Origin of the sequence: Rhizobium sp. N731 (assembly GCF_001664145.1) — a bacterium.
Taxonomy (GTDB): Bacteria; Pseudomonadota; Alphaproteobacteria; order Rhizobiales; family Rhizobiaceae; genus Rhizobium; species Rhizobium esperanzae.
The window spans coordinates 363,095-379,336 of sequence record NZ_CP013606.1 but is presented as its reverse complement, the minus strand read 5'-3'; the positions used below and the strand labels follow the sequence as shown (position 1 = coordinate 379,336).

Below are 16,242 nucleotides of genomic sequence, written 5' to 3'. Positions count from 1 at the left end.
TGCCCCGCCTGAAAGGGGCGCTATGCAGAGCAAGACCACCTCGGGAGCCATGCTGGAGGCGATGCGCGAAAAGCCGCCGCTCGTCCACTGCATCACCAATTATGTCGCCATGAACATCGCGGCCAATGTCCTGCTGGCATCCGGCGCTTCGCCGGCCATGGTGCATGCGGCTGAGGAAGCTGGCGAATTCGCCGGCATCGCGAGCGCGCTGACCGTCAATATCGGCACGCTTTCGACGCAATGGCTCGACGGCATGCGGGCGGCGGCGAAGGCGGCTGCCTCATCAGGCAAACCCTGGGTGCTCGATCCGGTGGCGCATTATGCGACGGCCTTTCGCCGCCAAGCGGTTGCCGACCTGCTGGCGCTCAAGCCCACGATCATCCGCGGCAATGCCTCCGAGATCATCGCGCTTGCCGGCGGGGAGAGCCGCGGTCAGGGGGTCGACAGCCGCGATCCGGTCGAGCAGGCGGAGGATTCGGCCCGTCGGCTCGCGGAGCGGCAGCAGGCAATCGTCGCCGTGACCGGCGCCGTCGATTTCGTGACCGACGGTAACAGGGCGGTGCGCATCAAGGGCGGATCGGTGCTGATGCCGCAGGTCACCGCACTCGGCTGCTCGCTCACCTGCCTTGTCGGCGCCTTTGCCGCCACCGCGCCCGAGGATCTGTTCGGCGCGACCGTCGCAGCGCTCGCGACCTTTGCCGTCGCCGGCGAGGATGCCGCGCTCGGGGCGGCCGGCCCCGGCTCGTTCGCCTGGCGCTTCCTCGATGCGCTGGCCGCGCTCGACGGCGAAGCGCTGGATGCGAGAGCCAGGGTATCGATCGCATGAAGCGTTTCGACCTTTCGCTCTACCTCGTCCTCGATCCGGATCTCTGCGTCCGGATCGGCATGGTCGAGACCGCCCGCCTCGCCGTTGCCGGCGGCGCGACGATGGTGCAGCTGCGCGACAAACAGGCGGGGACAGCACGCATGATCGAGACCGGCCGCGCCTTGAAGCAGGCGCTCCGTGGCACCGGCGCCCGCCTCATCGTCAATGATGACGTCGAGGCGGCCATCGCCATCAGCGCCGATGGCTTGCATATCGGCCAGGAGGACATGGATGCGCGCACCGCTCGGGGGATGATCGGCCCCGACATGATCCTCGGCCTCTCGGTCGAGACCGAGGCGCTCGCGGCTGCCGTCGATCGCGATCTCGTCGATTATACCGGCGTCGGCCCGGTGTTTGCGACGCCGACCAAGGCCGACCACAAGCAGCCGATCGGATTTGACGGTCTTGCCAGGCTGGTGCAGCTCTCGCCGGTGCCGTCCGTCGCCATCGGCGGGTTGAAAGCGGAGCATGTGGCCGACGTGTTTGCCGCCGGCGCCAAGGGGCTTGCCGTCGTCTCCGCCGTCTGCGGTACGCCGGATCCGGCGGCGGCCACCCGCCGCATCGCCGCAGAAATTCGAAAGGTCCCGGCATGATCCGCAACGTCCTCTCCATCGCCGGCTCCGATCCGTCCGGCGGCGCCGGCATCCAGGCCGACCTCAAGGCCTTTTCGGCCCGCGGCGTCTATGGCATGGCGGTGCTGACCGCGCTGACGGCGCAGAACACGCAAGGGGTCACCGGCGTGCATCTGGTGCCGCCGCAATTCGTTGCCGACCAGATCGATGCCGTCTTTGCCGATGTGCGCGTCGATGCCGTCAAGATCGGCATGATTGCCAATGCCGGCATCGCCGAAGCCGTCGCCGCCGCCCTTTCCGCAGCTCTGGCCGCAGCAACCGCCAAAGGACGCAGCATTCCCGTCGTCCTCGACCCCGTCATGATCGCCAAAGGCGGTGCCGCCCTGCTCGCGCCCGAAGCGGTCGACGTGCTGACCCTGCGGCTGCTGCCGCTTGCCACGCTTTTGACGCCGAACCTGCCGGAGGCCGCCGCGCTGCTGCACCAGCCGGTCGCGACAAACCGGGCGGAGATGGCGGCGCAGGCCGAACGGCTGCGCGCCCTCGGCCCGGCCGCCGTGCTGGTCAAAGGCGGTCATCTCGACAGCGACGACAGCCCCGACGTGCTCGCCGCCGCCGACGGGCTGCATTGGTTCGAAGCCCAGCGGGTGCCGACGAAGAACACCCACGGCACCGGCTGCACACTCTCCAGCGCGCTGGCGGCCGAGCTTGCCAAGGGCGCTTCGGCGCGGGAGGCAGTCGCCATCGCCAAGGATTATCTTGCCGGCGCGGTCGCGGCGGCCGGACGCCTCACCGTCGGCTCAGGCCATGGCCCGGTGCAGCATTTTCATGTGCTCTGGAAAGACGGCGCATAAGTACTGAAATCGACGAACAGCCTCCATCGAACGGCCCGGTCTCCCCGGGCCGTTTTCGCCTGTGCCGGCCACCCTGCGTTGCGAGCGCAGCCAGCGCGGCTGAATCACTGGCGCTGATTGAAAAACCCTGTTGACAAGCCCGCCGAGATGGCCAAGTCTATGACATAAGAGGGGTATATGTTCCGTAACAACGGAATAATAGGAGGAATGTCGGGTGCCGGACCTGCTTGTGAGCCTTTACTCCGCGCAGCTCGCCGAGCTGAAACAGCGAGCCGATCATGTCGGCGCCTCCATCCGCCCGGCTCTCCCCCCGGAACTGCATCTCGTCGTCACCTGGGTTCGCGAACGGTTCAGCGAGAACTGGGCAAGCGAGGTCTCGGTCGCTTTCTCCCGCCAGCCCGTCGCCTGCCTGATTGCCATCGAAGACCGTGAGCTGCTCGGCTTTGCCTGCTACGACACGACGGCGCGGGGCTTCTTCGGCCCGACCGGCGTTGACCCGCAAGCGCGCGGCAAGGGCGTCGGCCTCGCCCTGTTTTCCGCCTCCCTTCAGGCGATGAAGACGCTCGGCCATGCCTATGCCTTTATCGGCGATGCCGGTCCTGTCGATTTTTACGCCCGGACCGCCGGCGCCGTCATCATCCCCGCCCCCGACAAGGGCATTTACGAAAGCATGCTGAGAAGCATTCCGAAATGACCATCTGATCCCGGAGTTATAGACTTGTCCTCGACCCCGCTCGCCCTTTTTGTCGGCCTTCCCAATCCCGTTCTTTCGGATGATGAATTTGCCCTGTTTCGCGAGACCAATCCGCTCGGCCTCTTCGTCGGCCGGCGCAATCAGCGCGAGCCGGAGCAGACGAAACGGCTGATCGAGCGCTTTCGCGAAGCCGTCGGCCGCGACGACGCCCCCGTCTTCACCGACCAGGAGGGCGGGCGCGTCCAGCACCTCGATGCCGGCCCCTGGCCGCTCTTCCGCAGCTTCGGGCAGTTTGCCGAGCTGGCGCGCCGCGATGTCGAGCTCGGCAAAAAAGCATTGCGCCTTTCCTCCCGGGCCATGGGCGCGATGATGACGGAACTCGGCCTTTCCAGCGGCTGCTCGCCCGTTCTCGACCTCGTCTTCGAGACGACGAGCGCGGTCATCGGCGCGCGTTCCTTCGGCCCCGATCCCGATGTCATCGCCGCCCTCGGCCGCGAGGTGGTCGACGGCCTGCTCGAGACCGGCAACATGCCCGTGATGAAGCATATTCCCGGGCACGGCCGTGCAACGCTCGACTCCCACAAGGAACGTCCCGTCGTCGACGCCAGCCGCGAAACGCTCGCTGCCACCGATTTCAAACCCTTCGTCGCCATGAAGGATACGCCCTGGGCCATGGTCGCCCATGTCGTCTATTCCGCCTACGACAAGGAGTTGCCGGCCTCTGTATCGCCGGTCATGCACGACGTCATCCGCAACGAGCTCGGTTATGACGGCGTGCTGATTTCCGACTGCATCTTCATGGAATCGCTCTCCGGCACCCTGCCGGAACGCGTCAAACAGGTGCTCGACGCCGGCTTCGACATCGCGCTCCATAGCCATGGCGACATCCGGGAAAGCGAAGCAGCCGCCAAGGCGGCGCGCCCGTTGACCGCCGCCGCACTGCAGCGGATCGCCGCCGGCAAGGCCCGGCTCGGCAATCTCAAGATCGACTATCGGGCCGCCCACGCTGAAGTCGAAGACATATTTGCAAGCGCGCTGGTCTCCTGACCGGCGCACCATCTCTCACTTATAAAAGAAGGGGAATAAAACATGAAAAAATATCTTCTTGCCGCCGCCACACTGACACTGCTTTCGGGCTCCGCCATGGCGCAAACGGTCCTGACGGCCAATATCGAACCGGCGACGACCTGGGTGCGCAACTTCAATCCGTTCAATCAGACATCGGCGCGCCAGTCGACGCTCGATTTCATCTATGAGCCGCTTGTTATTTTCAATCGCTTCGACAGCAACAAGCCGGTCTACCGTCTGGCCGAAAGCTTCAAGCTTTCCGACGACCTGAAGAGCATCGATTTCAAGCTGCGCCCCGACCTGAAATGGTCCGACGGCAAACCGCTGACCTCAGCCGACGTCACCTTCACCTATGCCTATCTGAAGAAATTCCCGGCGCTCGACTTCGTCAGCATCTGGAGCTTCGTCATCGATGTCAAAGCCGTCGATGCCCAGACCGTGCGCTTCACGCTCGCCAATCCGAGCTCACTCGCCGCCGAGCAGATCTCGCAGCTGCCGATCGTTCCGGAACATGTCTGGAAGGATGTCGCCGATCCCGTCACCTTCGCCAATGAGAACCCGGTCGGCAGCGGACCGCTGACCGAGGTCCCGCGTTTCACCGGCCAGACCTACGACCAATGCCGCAACCCGAACTATTGGGACAATGCGCATCTGAAGGTCGATTGCATGCGCTTCCCGCAGCTGGCCGACAACAATCAGATGCTGACGGCAACGGCCGACGGCACGCTCGACTGGGGCGTCTCCTTCATTCCCGATATCGACAATGTCTATGTTTCGAAGGACCCGGCGCATTTCCACTACTGGTATTCGCCGAGCAGCATGGTCGCCTTCCTGTTCAACCTGGAAACGTCGAACGAAAACAACAAGAAGGCCTTCAACGACGTAAAATTCCGCCGCGCCGTCTCGATGGCGCTCGACCGCAAGACGATGATCGACGTCGCCGGCTACGGCTATCCGACGCTGAACGAAGATCCCGGCCTGATGGGCGAGCTTTACAAGAGCTGGTCGGATCCGTCGGTCAAAGCCGACTTCGGCAAGTTCGCGACCTATGACGCCGACGCCGCCAAGGCGCTGCTCGACGAGGCCGGCTACAAGGACAAGGACGGCGACGGCTTCCGCGACAATCCCGACGGCAGCAAGATCGCCTTCTCGATCATCGTGCCGAATTCCTGGACGGACTGGATCGACACCGTCAACATCGCGGTCGAAGGCATGCAGGCGGTTGGAATCGACGCCAAGATCGAGACGCCTGAGGAGGCCGTCTGGACCGGCAACCTGATCAACGGCAGCTTCGATGCGGCGATCAACAGCCTGCCGGCATCGGCCTCGCCCTATTATCCCTACAAGCGCGCCTTCAGCGCCTCGGACAAGGGCAAGACCCGTTTCACCGCGCAGCGCTGGTTCAACCCCGATGTCGAGAAACTCGTTACCGAGTTCACCCAGACCGCCGACCTTGCCACGCAGAAAGAGGTGATGAACAAGGCGCAGCGCATCGTCGGCGAAAACATGCCCGTGATTCCGGTGTTCAACAATCCGAACTGGTATCAGTACAACACCAAGCGCTTCACCGGCTGGTCGACCAAGGAAAATCCCTTCGTCAATCCGTCGATCTCGCGCACCAATCCGGCACGCCTCTTGAACCTGCTCGCTCTCGAGCCGGTCAAGTAAGCGTCATTTCCCGGGAGCGGCGTCAGAGCCTGATGCCGAAAAGCGTAAGCGGTTTCGGATGAGATCATCCTCATCCGGAAGCGCCGCTCCCGTCACGACGGAGTTCCCATGGCTTTCCTGCTTCGCCGCCTCGTCTTCTACATGGCAGCCTTCATCGCGGCAGCGACGATCAATTTCTTCCTGCCGCGGCTGATGCCGGGCGATCCCGTGCAGATCATGTTTTCGAGCGCCGGCACCGAATTGCCGCCCGAAAGCCTGCAGGCGCTGAAGCTCACTTTCGGCTTCGTCGACGGCCCGCTCTGGCAGCAATATCTCACCTATCTCGGCAGCATCTTCACCGGCGATCTCGGCCGCTCGATCAAGTATTTCCCGCTGCCGGTCACCTCGGTGCTCGGCCATGCCCTCGTCTGGACGGTCGCGCTGATGGGAACGGCGACGATCGTCAGCTTCGCGCTCGGCACCTTCCTCGGCATCCTCGCTGCCTGGCGCCGCGGCAGCCGGTTCGATGTCATCGTTTCCGTCGGCGCGATCTTCGCGACCTCGGTGCCCGCCGTCGTCACCTCGCTGATCGTGCTCTTCATCTTCGGCTTCACGCTCGGCTGGTTCCCGAACGGCTATGCCGCCGATCCCTCGCTCGATCCGGCCTTCAGCCTGCAATATATCGGCAGCGTCGCCTATCACGGCATCCTGCCGATGGTCACCCTCTGCACCGTGCTAATCGGCGGCTTTACCGTCACCATGCGCAACAACATGATCAACCTGCTCGGCGAGGATTATATTGTCATGGCCCGCGCCAAGGGCCTGTCCGACCGGCATGTGATGCTCTGGTATGCGGCGCGGAACGCCCTGCTGCCCACCGTTTCCAGCCTTGCCATCGCCATCGGCACCATTCTCGGCGGCTCGCTGGTGACGGAGGTCGTCTATAACTATCCCGGCCTCGGCAATATTCTTTACCAGGCGATCCTCGCCCGCGATTATCCCGTCATCCAGGGCCAGTTGCTCATCATGACCGCGACCATGCTGATCGCGAATTTCATCGTCGACGTCAGTTATATCCTGCTCGACCCGCGGCTGAAGGGAGCGTGAGATGAAGAGCCTGCTGCGAAACCGCAAGGCGCTCACCGGCCTCGCCATCATCGCCTTCATCGTCATTGTTGCGGTCGCAGCGCCGCTGCTGACGCAATACGACCCCGCCGCCCGCACCGGGCGGCCGCATCAGCCGCCATCGCTCGACCATATTCTCGGCACCACCCGCATCGGCCAGGACGTCTTCGCCCGGCTCATCTACGGCGCCCGCACCTCGCTTGCTGTCGGCTTCGGCGCCGGCCTGCTGATCACGCTCGCCGGCACCGCGCTAGGCATCATCGCCGGCTATCGCGGCGGCAAGACCGACGAGATCATCAGCTTCTTCACCAACATGGTGCTGGTCGTTCCCAACCTGCCTTTGCTGCTGGTGCTCGCCGCCTTCATCGGCCAGGCAAGCCCGCTCGTCATCGCGCTCATCCTCGGCGCCACCTCCTGGGCCTGGGGCGCCCGTGTCACCCGCGCCGAGACGCTTTCCGTCAAGCACAAGGATTTCGTCAAATCGGCCGAGATGATGGGCGAGCCGCAATGGCGAATCATGACCTTCGAGATCTTCCCTAATGTGATCTCCATCGTCGGCATCAATTTCATCGGCAGCGTCATCTTCGCTATTATCACCGAGGCGACGCTGGAATTTCTCGGCCTCGGGGATCCCCGCGCGATCTCCTGGGGCACGATGCTCTACAACGCGCAGAAGGCCTCTGCCCTCTCGGTCGGCGCCTGGTGGGACATCCTCACCCCCTGCTTCGCGCTCGCCTTCCTCGGCATCGGCATGTCGCTGCTGAATTTCGCCGTCGACGAGATCGCCAATCCGCGGCTGCGCACCGGCAATCATCTGAAGCGCTGGTCGCTGCTCGTTCGTTCCGGGGAGGGCCGCCTGTGACGCAGCCGCTGCTCTCGGTGAGGAATCTCACCATCGACTATATTGGCGAGGAGAAGGATTTCCGCGCCGTCGACGATGTCAGTTTCGATGTCGCGCCCGGCGAGGTCTTCGGCCTTGCCGGCGAATCCGGCTGCGGCAAGAGCACCATCGCCTTCGCCGTCAGCCGCCTGCACAGGCCGCCGGCGCTGATCCGCAAGCAGAGCCGCATCCTGCTCGACGGCCGCGACGTACTCGGTCTCGACCAGCAGGCGCTTGCCGCCTTCCGTTGGCGCCAGGTCGCCATGGTCTTCCAGAGCGCCATGAATTCGCTGAACCCGGTGCTGCGGATCGAGGCGCAATTCTCAGACGTGTTGCGGACCCACAAGAAGATGAACCGCGCCGAAGCTCGCGAGCGCACCGCCGAGATGCTGCAACTCGTCGACATCGCGCCGGATCGCATGCGCGACTATCCGCACCAGTTTTCCGGCGGCATGCGCCAGCGCATCGTCATCGCCATCTGCATGGCGCTCAACCCGAAACTCGTCATCATGGACGAGCCGACGACGGCGCTTGACGTCGTCGTTCAGCGCGAGATCCTGCAGCGCATCAACGAGCTGCGCCGCCGCTTCGGCTTCTCCGTGCTGTTCATCACCCATGATCTCGGCCTGATGGTGCAGTTCTGCGACCGCATCGGCATCATGCTGTCCGGCAGGCTGGTGGAGCAAAATACCGCCGAAGCGATCTACCGGACGCCGCGGCACAATTATACGAAGAAGCTCTGGGCCTCCTTCCCCTCGCTGCATGGAGGCGTGCTGCTGTGACTGATGCCATTCTCGCACTCGACACGGTGACGAAGACCTTCGGTCATGGCGCGTCCGCCGTTCATGCCGCCCGCTCGATCTCCTTTTCGCTGCACGCTGGCCGAGCGCTGGCGCTGGTCGGCGAATCCGGCAGCGGCAAGACCACCTGCGCCCGCATGGCGATGCGCGAATATCTGCCGACATCGGGCCACATTCTCTACAAAGGCCGGCCGGTCGAGACGGCGAATTCGGCCGAGATCGCCCGCTACCGCCGATCGGTGCAGATGATCTTCCAGGATCCCTTCGCCTCGCTGAACCCCGCCCATACCATCGCGCACCATCTCCGCCGGCCACTGAAATTGCATCGCCCTGACATCAAAGGGGCGGAGATCGACGTTACCATCCGCGAATTGCTGCAGCGCGTCCGGCTCGATCCCGATCTCGTCGCGCCGAAATATCCGCATGAACTCTCCGGCGGCCAGCGCCAGCGCGTCAACATCGCCCGCGCCCTTGCCGTAAGGCCGGAGGTGATCGTCGCCGACGAGCCGACCTCGATGCTCGATGTTTCGGTCCGCCTCGGGGTGCTCAACCTGTTGAACGAGATGAAGCAGGAGATGAATCTCGGCCTGCTCTACATCACTCATGATATCGCCACCGCCCGTTATGTCGCCGAGGACATCGCCGTGATGTATGCCGGCCAGATCGTCGAATGGGGCAGCACCGCCCGGGTGATCGACAATCCGCTGCATCCCTATACCAGGCTGCTGCTCTCGGCCGTGCCGGATCCCGACGTCCGTTTCGAGGATCCGAAGGCACGTCTGAGGCCCGATGAGGTCGAGGGTATTCGCCGACGTTCGGCCGCGGCCCAGGACGATGTCGTCGAAGCGGAGCCGGAGCATTTCATGCGGATGGTCTGACGCTGGTTTGCTGGTTTCGCTCGCCTGCCTGTGCTAGGTGACGCTTTCTTCAGATGAGGCGAAACTGTCATGCTGCCCTGGATTCAACTCGATTCCGCGACCATTCCCGGCGAAGGCGGCGAACTCAGGCTGAAGCAGCGCGGCAGCGAGTTCTCGATCATGCTCGGCGCCAACGAGCTGATGAACAGCCGCCTCAGCGGCTCGGAAGAAGCGCTCGCCACGCTTTCCTGGGAGCGGATCAACGCGCATCCAAAGCCGAGAATCCTTATCGGCGGCCTCGGCATGGGCTTTACGCTACGCGCCGCTCTCGCCGTCCTTCCCGAAGATGCCGGCGTCACCGTGGCCGAACTCGTGCCCGCCGTCGTCGCCTGGGCGCGCGGGCCGATGGCCGAGGTCTTCAAGGGCTGTCTCGACGATCCCCGCGTCGGCATCCACCAAGGCGATGTCGGTGAGGCAATCCGTGCCGGCAAGGCTGCCTATGATGCAATCCTGCTCGATGTCGATAACGGCCCGGACGGGCTGACCCGCAAATCCAATGACCGCCTCTACGATTTTAACGGCCTTCGCGCTGCTCGTGACGCGCTTCGTCCCGGCGGTGTGCTCGCCGTCTGGTCGTCCGGCCCCGATTCCGATTTCACGCGGCGGCTCAAGGACAGCGGTTTTTCCGTCGACGTCGTCAATACCCGCGCCAACCGCAAACGCGGCGCCCGCCACGTCATCTGGCTTGCAGTCAGATCGGTTCGCTGAACGAGCTTAGCTTCCCCAGGCGATCCTGCGGGCGGCGTTGATGGCCCGGCGGGCGCCGGCGCGCAGTTGCACGGTCTCCGCACCGGCGATGACCAGATCGAAGCCGAATTTCAGCAGCTCGCCGGCCCGCTCGCCGTCACCGGCATAGGCACAGGCGAACTTTCCGTGGGCGCGGCAGCGTGCGACGGCATGCTGCATGGCGCTGTCGATCTCGGCGGCGTTCGGCGCCACCTGGTCGCCGTTCGACAGCGCAATCGAAAGGTCGGCGGGGCCGACGAAGATGCCGTCGATGCCGGTCACGCCGAGAATGCCGTCGATCGCGTCGAGAGCGGCGCGGGTTTCGACCATGGCGATGGCGAGGGTGAGTTCGTTGGCGTTCTTGAGATAGACGTCAGCCGACAGACCGGTATGGTTCAGCGCCAATGACGGCCCCCAGCTGCGCTCGCCGAGGGGCGGATATTTTGTGGTCCTGACCAGAGCGCGCGCGTCCTCGGCCGAATTGATCATCGGTGCGATGATCCCCGAGGCGCCGGCATCGAGCAGCCGCGAAGCGGAGGCGAAATCGCCGACGGGAATGCGCGCGATGGCCGGCTTGCCGGCAAGACGCGTCTGAGCGACGGCGTTTGCCGCCGACTGCATGTCCCACATGCCGTGCTGCATATCCAGCACGACGGCATCGAAAGCTTCCTGCGCCAGATGGTTGACGAGCATGGCGTCGGGGATGCCGACCCAGGCGGAGATCATGCCGCCCTTGTGCTTCCTGATCCGGTCCGCAAAGCTATCGATTTCAGCTGCGCTCATGCCATTCTCCTCATTTCGACAGGCCGTCAACGGCCGGATTGCCGCCAAGCGGCGGCAGCAGTTTATCCTCTGCGACGCCGCCGCGAGATGATGACGATCACGACGATGCCCGCCGCCGCCAATATGGCGCCCCAGAGCATCCAGATTTTTTGGGCGATCATGAAACTGGACGCCGGATAGGGAAAATAGCCGCTTCCCTGTCCGATCCAGATCAGCCCGAACAGAACCATAAGCAGTCCGATGACGTATCCGATCGGTCGCATGTTTCAGTCACCTTCTTCTTGGATTCGACCCCACAATGTCGATCGCCATCGCCGATGACAAGGCTTCTCCCGAGGAGAAATGCAACCGCTACTCACCATTTCTCGTCACCTCATCCGACAGCCAGGCGCTGAGCCTCTCGCTGTGGACGTTCGGGGAGCGCGGTGGCACCAGCCAGTAACCGCGGTCGGGCGCCTCCAGCGGCGGGCCGGCTTGCAGCAGCATGTGCGCGGAAAGAAGCGTATCGACGAGCCCCATCCAGCCGATCGCCACACCCTGCTCACTGAGAGCGGCCTGGACGACCAGGGAGTATGTATTGAAACTGATATCGCCGCGACCGGCATTGATGTCGCGCGGGACGGAGAATTCGGCAAAATATGTGCGCCAGTCGAACCAGGGCGATGGCAGCGCCGCGTCGAGATGAATGAGCCGCACCTTGGCAAGCTGTCTCGGATCGGCGAAGGGGCCGTTGCGATCGAGGAAACCGCGCGTGCAGACGGGCACGACCCTCTCCGGCAACAGAAGTGTACCGACGGCGCCGAATTCCTCGCGCGTACCGAAAACCACCGCGACATCGGCTTCATCGCGAAATCCGGCTGCAAGCCGCTGCGTCGCGACGATCTGCATATCCGTCTCCGGGTGCAGAAGACGAAAGCCATCCATGCGCGGGATCAGCCAAAGTGCCGAGAAAGCGTAATCGGTCCTGAGCCGGACGACAGGCCTTTGTGTTTCGGCGCGGAAACTGCGGGCGAGCGCGTCGATGTCGCCGACCGCTTTTGCGGTCACCTCAAGAAGCCGCTCCCCCTCCGCAGTCAATTCGACGCCCCGATGTTGGCGACGCAGCAGGCCGACACCGAACTGCTCTTCCAGCCGACGGATCTGGTAGCTGACGGCAGGCTGGCTCAACCCGAGAAGCGCTGCCGCCGCGGAAAAGCTCCCGAGCCGCGCTACCTCGACGAAGAGGCGCATCCATCCGAGCTCAGGCGTGCGTTCTGACATAAAAATCCTTTTTGGCAGACATCGAAAAAAGCTGCCTTTACAGGTGCGATATTAGGCGCTTCAATAAAATCTTCAAATAGCAAAAGGCAATTCACATGGCGCGCCCGAATATCCTCATCCTGATGGTGGATCAGCTGAACGGGACCTTCTTTCCCGATGGCCCTGCCGACTTTCTTCATGCGCCGAATCTAAAATCGCTGGCCAAGCGCTCGGTGCGTTTCGCCAATACCTATACGGCGAGCCCGCTCTGTGCGCCGGCGCGGGCCTCCTTCATGTCCGGGCAATTGCCGAGCCGGACGCGCGTCTATGACAACGCAGCCGAATTTGCCTCCGATATCCCGACCTATGCCCACCATCTGCGCGCGGCCGGATACCAGACGGCACTATCAGGCAAGATGCATTTCGTCGGCCCCGACCAGCTGCACGGCTTCGAGGAACGCCTGACGACGGATATCTATCCGGCCGATTTCGGCTGGACACCCGACTACACCAAGCCCGGCGAGCGCATCGACTGGTGGTATCACAATCTCGGCTCGGTCACCGGCGCCGGCGTGGCCGAAATCACCAACCAGATGGAATATGATGACGAGGTCGCCTATCACGCCACGCGGAAACTCTACGACCTCTCGCGTGGCCATGACGAGCGCCCCTGGTGCCTGACCGTCAGCTTCACCCATCCGCACGACCCCTATGTCGCGCGCCGCAAATTCTGGGATCTCTATGAGGACTGCCCTGCCCTCGACCCGGCGGTTGCGCCGATCGCCTATGAACAGCAGGATCCGCATTCGCAGCGTCTGATGAAAGCCTGCGACCAAGATGCTTTCGACATCAGCCGCGAAGAGGTCAGGCGGGCAAGACGCGGCTATTTCGCCAATATCTCCTATGTCGACGAGAAGATCGGCGAGATTCTCGATGTGCTGGAACGCAGCCGTATGGCCGATAACACGATCATCCTTTTCGTCTCCGACCATGGCGACATGCTCGGCGATCGCGGCCTCTGGTTCAAGATGAACTTCTTCGAAGGTTCGGCCCGCGTTCCGCTGATGATTGCGGCGCCGGGCTGGAAGCCGAAGCGCATCGACCAGCCCGTCTCCACTCTCGACGTGACACCGACGCTCGCCGGCCTCATCGGGATCGATATCGCCTCGTTGAGGCCATGGACCGAAGGCTGGGATCTCGCAGCGCTTGCCGAGGGCAGCGGCAGCCGTGGTCCCGTGCCGATGGAATATGCCGCGGAAGGGTCCGAGGCGCCGCTCGTCTGCCTCAGGGACGGGCGCTACAAGCTCTCGCTCTGCGAGAAGGACCCGCCGATGCTGTTCGATCTCGAGGCCGATCCGCAAGAACTCGAGAATTTGGCGGTCGACCCGGCGCATGCCGACACTTTGGCGCGGCTGGTCGAACAGGCCAGCCGGCGCTGGAATCTTGGCGATTTCGAAGCGGCCGTGCGTGAAAGCCAGGCGCGCCGCTGGGTGGTCTACGCCGCGCTGCGCAACGGCGCCTATTATCCCTGGGATTATCAACCGCTGCAGAAAGCCTCTGAGCGCTACATGCGCAACCACATGGATCTGAACGTGCTGGAGGAGAGCCAGAGGTTCCCGCGCCAGGAATAGGCTTTTAAGCCGACCTGCGCGCCGGCGCCTCACGCAGGAAATCCTCGATGAACGCCTTTTGCAGCAGAATGCCATCCCATTCGTCGGAGAAGAACGGCGAGTCGTAAATCAGCGTGAAAGGTCCGGCGTAACCGGCCGCCTCGCACATCTCCAGGCATTTGCGGTAATCCTCGGCATCGAGACCCACAGCGTTATAGTCCGCCTTGGCGTGGCAGATTTCCGCCCGGCGCATGATATCGGCAAGGCCCGGATATTTTTCCGGCGCCGACCAGTTGCCAAGATCGCCGTTGAGCCCGACCTTGCCGTCCAGCCGGTCCAGCAGCCAGTTCATCTCGACCGGTGACGGCAGCAGGTCGAACCAGTTCTCGACGACGACACGCACGCCGCTGCCTTCCGCCTTTTCGGCCAGCCAGCCAAGTTGGCGGGCGGCACGGGCAAGGTTTTCCTTCGTCGGCTTCTGCTTGCCGGCGATGACGCGCATTCTTTGCGCCCCGAGCGCCGCCGCGATATCGATCCACTCTGCCATCCATCTGACATCTCGTTCGGCCGTTTCGGGATGGCTTGGATCGCCGTCCTCGACGAGCAGCGTCTGGAACAGTACGTTCGCGGCCGCCATGGCGCCGCTGAGTTCAGTTAGATAAGCGGCATCAAGGCTCGGCAGATGGAAGGAACAGACCTCCAGCCGGTGGATGCCACGCACGGCGAGCGCCGCCGGCATGTCGATCAGCGCCGCACCGCCGGCCCCGTAGGGCTCTTTCGGCGCCGCACTCTTGGCGGGGTCGGGGCTATAGCCATGAACGGCGCCGAGCAGCCGATGCAGCGACCAGGTCGAAACCGCGAAGCGTCCGTTCTGCAAAACTTGCACGTGCTTTCCTCCAGGATCTCCCCGTCCATCAATGGCAATAAACACCGGGCGGTTCAATTGCGAATTTCAGACGAAATCGCCGCGGACCGCCGCCTCGGCGGCAAGTGCCGCCCCCAGCAGCGCCCCGTCGCGACTTGCGGTCGCCGAAAGCAGCAGACCGACCGGCATGCCTGCTGCGCCCGTGCCGCAGGGGATGGAAACGCCGCACCAGTCGAGGAAATTGCCGAGCGCGGTGTTGCGCAGCGTCTTGTTATTCGCAGCGAAGAAGAGTTCGTCATCCTCTTCCAGCGGCGCGATCGGCGGAGCGACGTGGGCGACGGTGGGAAAGGCCAGCAGACGATTGCCGATGAGACGGTCGGTATCGGCAATCAGGCGGCTGCGCGCCTGCAGCATCGCGATGTAATCGGGCGCCGTCGTCCTGCTTCCCAAGCGGGTGCGCATGACGACGCGATGGTCCATACGGTCTGCGTCCGGTCCCGCCAATCGCTCCTGGTGAAGGGCGAAAGCCTCCGCCGTCACCAGTGGACCATACCTCGTCATCAGATCGAAGATTTCGCTGAAGGCTGGAATGACGGTGCGGGTAACAGAGGCGCCGGCGCTTTGAAGGCGTTCCAAAGCTGCCTCGAACGCGGCAGTCACGCCCGGTTCCACGGCATCGAAAACGACATTTTCGGGCACGAGCAATTCCAGCCCCCGCAGCGGACGCTCGACGACATCGGGCGCGGTCAGGCCGCGCATCGCCGCATCGATCCACACTGCATCCCTGACGCTGCGGCAGAGCGGCCCCAGCGAATCCAGGCTCTTTGCCAGCGGATAGACGCCGTCCATCGCATAACGGCCTGATGTCGCCTTGTAGCCGACGATCCCGTTGAAGGCGGCGGGAATGCGCACCGACCCGCCGGTATCGGTGCCCATCGCGACCGGCACCAGCCCGGCTGCGACGGCAACACCGGCGCCGGAGGAGGAGCCGCCGGGGATGCGCGGGAGATCGGTACCGCGCGGATTGACCGGCGTGCCGTAATGCGGATTGATGCCAAGGCCGGAAAAGGCAAATTCGCTCATATTGGTGCGGCCTATGGCGACCATGCCCGCCTGCCTGAGGAGACCGACAACCGCCGCATCGCGAGTGGCGGGCGGATCGGCGGCCAGGACAACGGACCCTGCCGTCGTTGGCAGACCCTCAATGTCGAAAAGATCCTTCCAGGCGATCGGAATGCCATCCAGCAGACCGAGCGAGCGCCCTTCCCGCAAACGTTTGGAGGAGGCGTGCGCCTCCTCCATCGCCCGACCTTCGAGCAGTGTGGTGAAGACCGCCTTGTCGGCATAATTTGCGATGGATTCGAATACCGTCTCGGCCACATCGACCGGATCGGCAGTGCCGCCTTGGATGAGGACGGAAAGTTGGGCGACAGACATCGCACCGAAGGATTTGCTCATGGGACGGTCCTGATGAGAGATGCCGCCAAGGACTAACCCGGATCATTCGAGCGGGCCAGAGCCTCACGATCTTTTGCATTTATTGGTACGAATTTTTGAACACTGAGTTTGGATATTGCCCCTTCAATTGCCACGATTGAAG

General features: G+C 63.6%; 17 protein-coding genes. 12 read left to right on the top strand and 5 right to left on the bottom strand.

Annotated elements, in window-relative coordinates:
- The first annotated feature begins 22 nt into the window (after nucleotides 1–22).
- From thiM to AMK02_RS29200, 11 genes are all read left to right on the top strand, one after another.
- The gene (gene thiM, locus AMK02_RS29250) at nucleotides 23–826 is read left to right on the top strand and encodes a hydroxyethylthiazole kinase (protein ID WP_004672411.1); all 804 of its coding nucleotides are present in this window, start codon (nucleotides 23–25) and stop codon (nucleotides 824–826) included.
- Entirely contained in the window at nucleotides 823–1,458 is a 636-nt protein-coding gene (gene thiE / locus AMK02_RS29245) for a thiamine phosphate synthase (protein WP_064808627.1), read from the top strand. The genes thiM and thiE overlap by 4 nt, the downstream gene beginning before the upstream one ends.
- Complete coding sequence (thiD, locus tag AMK02_RS29240) at nucleotides 1,455–2,288, top strand: bifunctional hydroxymethylpyrimidine kinase/phosphomethylpyrimidine kinase (RefSeq protein ID WP_064808625.1); 834 nt, start codon at nucleotides 1,455–1,457, stop codon at nucleotides 2,286–2,288. Before thiE ends, thiD begins: the two co-directional genes overlap by 4 nt.
- A 214-nt stretch (nucleotides 2,289–2,502) precedes the next feature.
- Nucleotides 2,503–2,982: a GNAT family N-acetyltransferase gene (locus tag AMK02_RS29235; protein ID WP_064808623.1), complete on the top strand. Its 480-nt coding sequence runs from the start codon at nucleotides 2,503–2,505 to the stop codon at nucleotides 2,980–2,982.
- Nucleotides 2,983–3,006: 24 nt separating this feature from the next.
- Nucleotides 3,007–4,029 (top strand): glycoside hydrolase family 3 N-terminal domain-containing protein, encoded by a 1,023-nt coding sequence (locus AMK02_RS29230; protein WP_064808621.1) that lies wholly within the window; start codon nucleotides 3,007–3,009, stop codon nucleotides 4,027–4,029.
- Between the two features lie 42 nt (nucleotides 4,030–4,071).
- Nucleotides 4,072–5,718 (top strand): ABC transporter substrate-binding protein, encoded by a 1,647-nt coding sequence (locus AMK02_RS29225; protein ID WP_064808620.1) that lies wholly within the window; start codon nucleotides 4,072–4,074, stop codon nucleotides 5,716–5,718.
- 108 nt (nucleotides 5,719–5,826) lie between these two features.
- Nucleotides 5,827–6,804 (top strand): ABC transporter permease, encoded by a 978-nt coding sequence (locus AMK02_RS29220; RefSeq protein WP_064808618.1) that lies wholly within the window; start codon nucleotides 5,827–5,829, stop codon nucleotides 6,802–6,804.
- Nucleotide 6,805: 1 nt separating this feature from the next.
- Nucleotides 6,806–7,684 (top strand): ABC transporter permease, encoded by an 879-nt coding sequence (locus AMK02_RS29215; RefSeq protein WP_064808616.1) that lies wholly within the window; start codon nucleotides 6,806–6,808, stop codon nucleotides 7,682–7,684.
- Nucleotides 7,681–8,484, top strand: a complete 804-nt coding sequence (locus AMK02_RS29210) for an ABC transporter ATP-binding protein (RefSeq protein ID WP_064808614.1) — start codon at nucleotides 7,681–7,683, stop codon at nucleotides 8,482–8,484. Before AMK02_RS29215 ends, AMK02_RS29210 begins: the two co-directional genes overlap by 4 nt.
- The gene (locus AMK02_RS29205; protein WP_064808612.1) at nucleotides 8,481–9,380 is read left to right on the top strand and encodes an ABC transporter ATP-binding protein; all 900 of its coding nucleotides are present in this window, start codon (nucleotides 8,481–8,483) and stop codon (nucleotides 9,378–9,380) included. The genes AMK02_RS29210 and AMK02_RS29205 overlap by 4 nt, the downstream gene beginning before the upstream one ends.
- A gap of 69 nt (nucleotides 9,381–9,449) precedes the next feature.
- Nucleotides 9,450–10,127 (top strand): spermidine synthase, encoded by a 678-nt coding sequence (locus AMK02_RS29200; protein ID WP_064808610.1) that lies wholly within the window; start codon nucleotides 9,450–9,452, stop codon nucleotides 10,125–10,127.
- A gap of 6 nt (nucleotides 10,128–10,133) precedes the next feature.
- Here the strand turns inward: AMK02_RS29200 and AMK02_RS29195 are convergent, their stop codons facing one another.
- From AMK02_RS29195 to AMK02_RS29185, 3 genes are all read right to left on the bottom strand, one after another.
- Nucleotides 10,134–10,928 (bottom strand): HpcH/HpaI aldolase family protein, encoded by a 795-nt coding sequence (locus AMK02_RS29195; protein ID WP_064808608.1) that lies wholly within the window; start codon nucleotides 10,926–10,928, stop codon nucleotides 10,134–10,136.
- A gap of 62 nt (nucleotides 10,929–10,990) precedes the next feature.
- Nucleotides 10,991–11,191 (bottom strand): hypothetical protein, encoded by a 201-nt coding sequence (locus tag AMK02_RS29190; RefSeq protein ID WP_064808606.1) that lies wholly within the window; start codon nucleotides 11,189–11,191, stop codon nucleotides 10,991–10,993.
- An 88-nt stretch (nucleotides 11,192–11,279) separates the two neighbouring features.
- Nucleotides 11,280–12,188 carry a choline sulfate utilization transcriptional regulator gene (locus tag AMK02_RS29185; protein WP_064808604.1) on the bottom strand — a complete coding sequence of 303 codons (909 nt, stop codon included), beginning with the start codon at nucleotides 12,186–12,188 and terminating at the stop codon, nucleotides 11,280–11,282.
- A 95-nt stretch (nucleotides 12,189–12,283) separates the two neighbouring features.
- Here AMK02_RS29185 and betC point away from each other — a divergent pair, with 95 nt between their 5' ends.
- The gene (gene betC, locus AMK02_RS29180; RefSeq protein WP_064808602.1) at nucleotides 12,284–13,798 is read left to right on the top strand and encodes a choline-sulfatase; all 1,515 of its coding nucleotides are present in this window, start codon (nucleotides 12,284–12,286) and stop codon (nucleotides 13,796–13,798) included.
- 4 nt (nucleotides 13,799–13,802) lie between these two features.
- On the opposite strand, the gene AMK02_RS29175 is transcribed toward betC, so the two are convergent.
- A complete protein-coding gene (locus tag AMK02_RS29175) occupies nucleotides 13,803–14,663 on the bottom strand; it encodes a sugar phosphate isomerase/epimerase family protein (protein WP_064808600.1) in 861 nt (286 codons plus the stop codon).
- 66 nt (nucleotides 14,664–14,729) lie between these two features.
- Nucleotides 14,730–16,100 (bottom strand): amidase, encoded by a 1,371-nt coding sequence (locus AMK02_RS29170; RefSeq protein WP_064808598.1) that lies wholly within the window; start codon nucleotides 16,098–16,100, stop codon nucleotides 14,730–14,732.
- Nucleotides 16,101–16,242: the final 142 nt, after the last annotated feature.

What these genes read in the sequence shown, in the direction of transcription:
- thiM (WP_004672411.1), top strand. Translation starts at nt 23, where the DNA reads ATGCAGAGCAAGACCACCTCGGGAGCCATGCTGGAGGCGATGCGCGAA.
- thiE (WP_064808627.1), top strand. Translation starts at nt 823, where the DNA reads ATGAAGCGTTTCGACCTTTCGCTCTACCTCGTCCTCGATCCGGATCTC.
- thiD (WP_064808625.1), top strand. Translation starts at nt 1,455, where the DNA reads ATGATCCGCAACGTCCTCTCCATCGCCGGCTCCGATCCGTCCGGCGGC.
- AMK02_RS29225 (WP_064808620.1), top strand. Translation starts at nt 4,072, where the DNA reads ATGAAAAAATATCTTCTTGCCGCCGCCACACTGACACTGCTTTCGGGC.
- AMK02_RS29220 (WP_064808618.1), top strand. Translation starts at nt 5,827, where the DNA reads ATGGCTTTCCTGCTTCGCCGCCTCGTCTTCTACATGGCAGCCTTCATC.
- AMK02_RS29215 (WP_064808616.1), top strand. Translation starts at nt 6,806, where the DNA reads ATGAAGAGCCTGCTGCGAAACCGCAAGGCGCTCACCGGCCTCGCCATC.
- AMK02_RS29200 (WP_064808610.1), top strand. Translation starts at nt 9,450, where the DNA reads ATGCTGCCCTGGATTCAACTCGATTCCGCGACCATTCCCGGCGAAGGC.
- AMK02_RS29195 (WP_064808608.1), bottom strand. Translation starts at nt 10,928, where the DNA reads ATGAGCGCAGCTGAAATCGATAGCTTTGCGGACCGGATCAGGAAGCAC.
- AMK02_RS29190 (WP_064808606.1), bottom strand. Translation starts at nt 11,191, where the DNA reads ATGCGACCGATCGGATACGTCATCGGACTGCTTATGGTTCTGTTCGGG.
- AMK02_RS29185 (WP_064808604.1), bottom strand. Translation starts at nt 12,188, where the DNA reads ATGTCAGAACGCACGCCTGAGCTCGGATGGATGCGCCTCTTCGTCGAG.
- betC (WP_064808602.1), top strand. Translation starts at nt 12,284, where the DNA reads ATGGCGCGCCCGAATATCCTCATCCTGATGGTGGATCAGCTGAACGGG.
- AMK02_RS29170 (WP_064808598.1), bottom strand. Translation starts at nt 16,100, where the DNA reads ATGAGCAAATCCTTCGGTGCGATGTCTGTCGCCCAACTTTCCGTCCTC.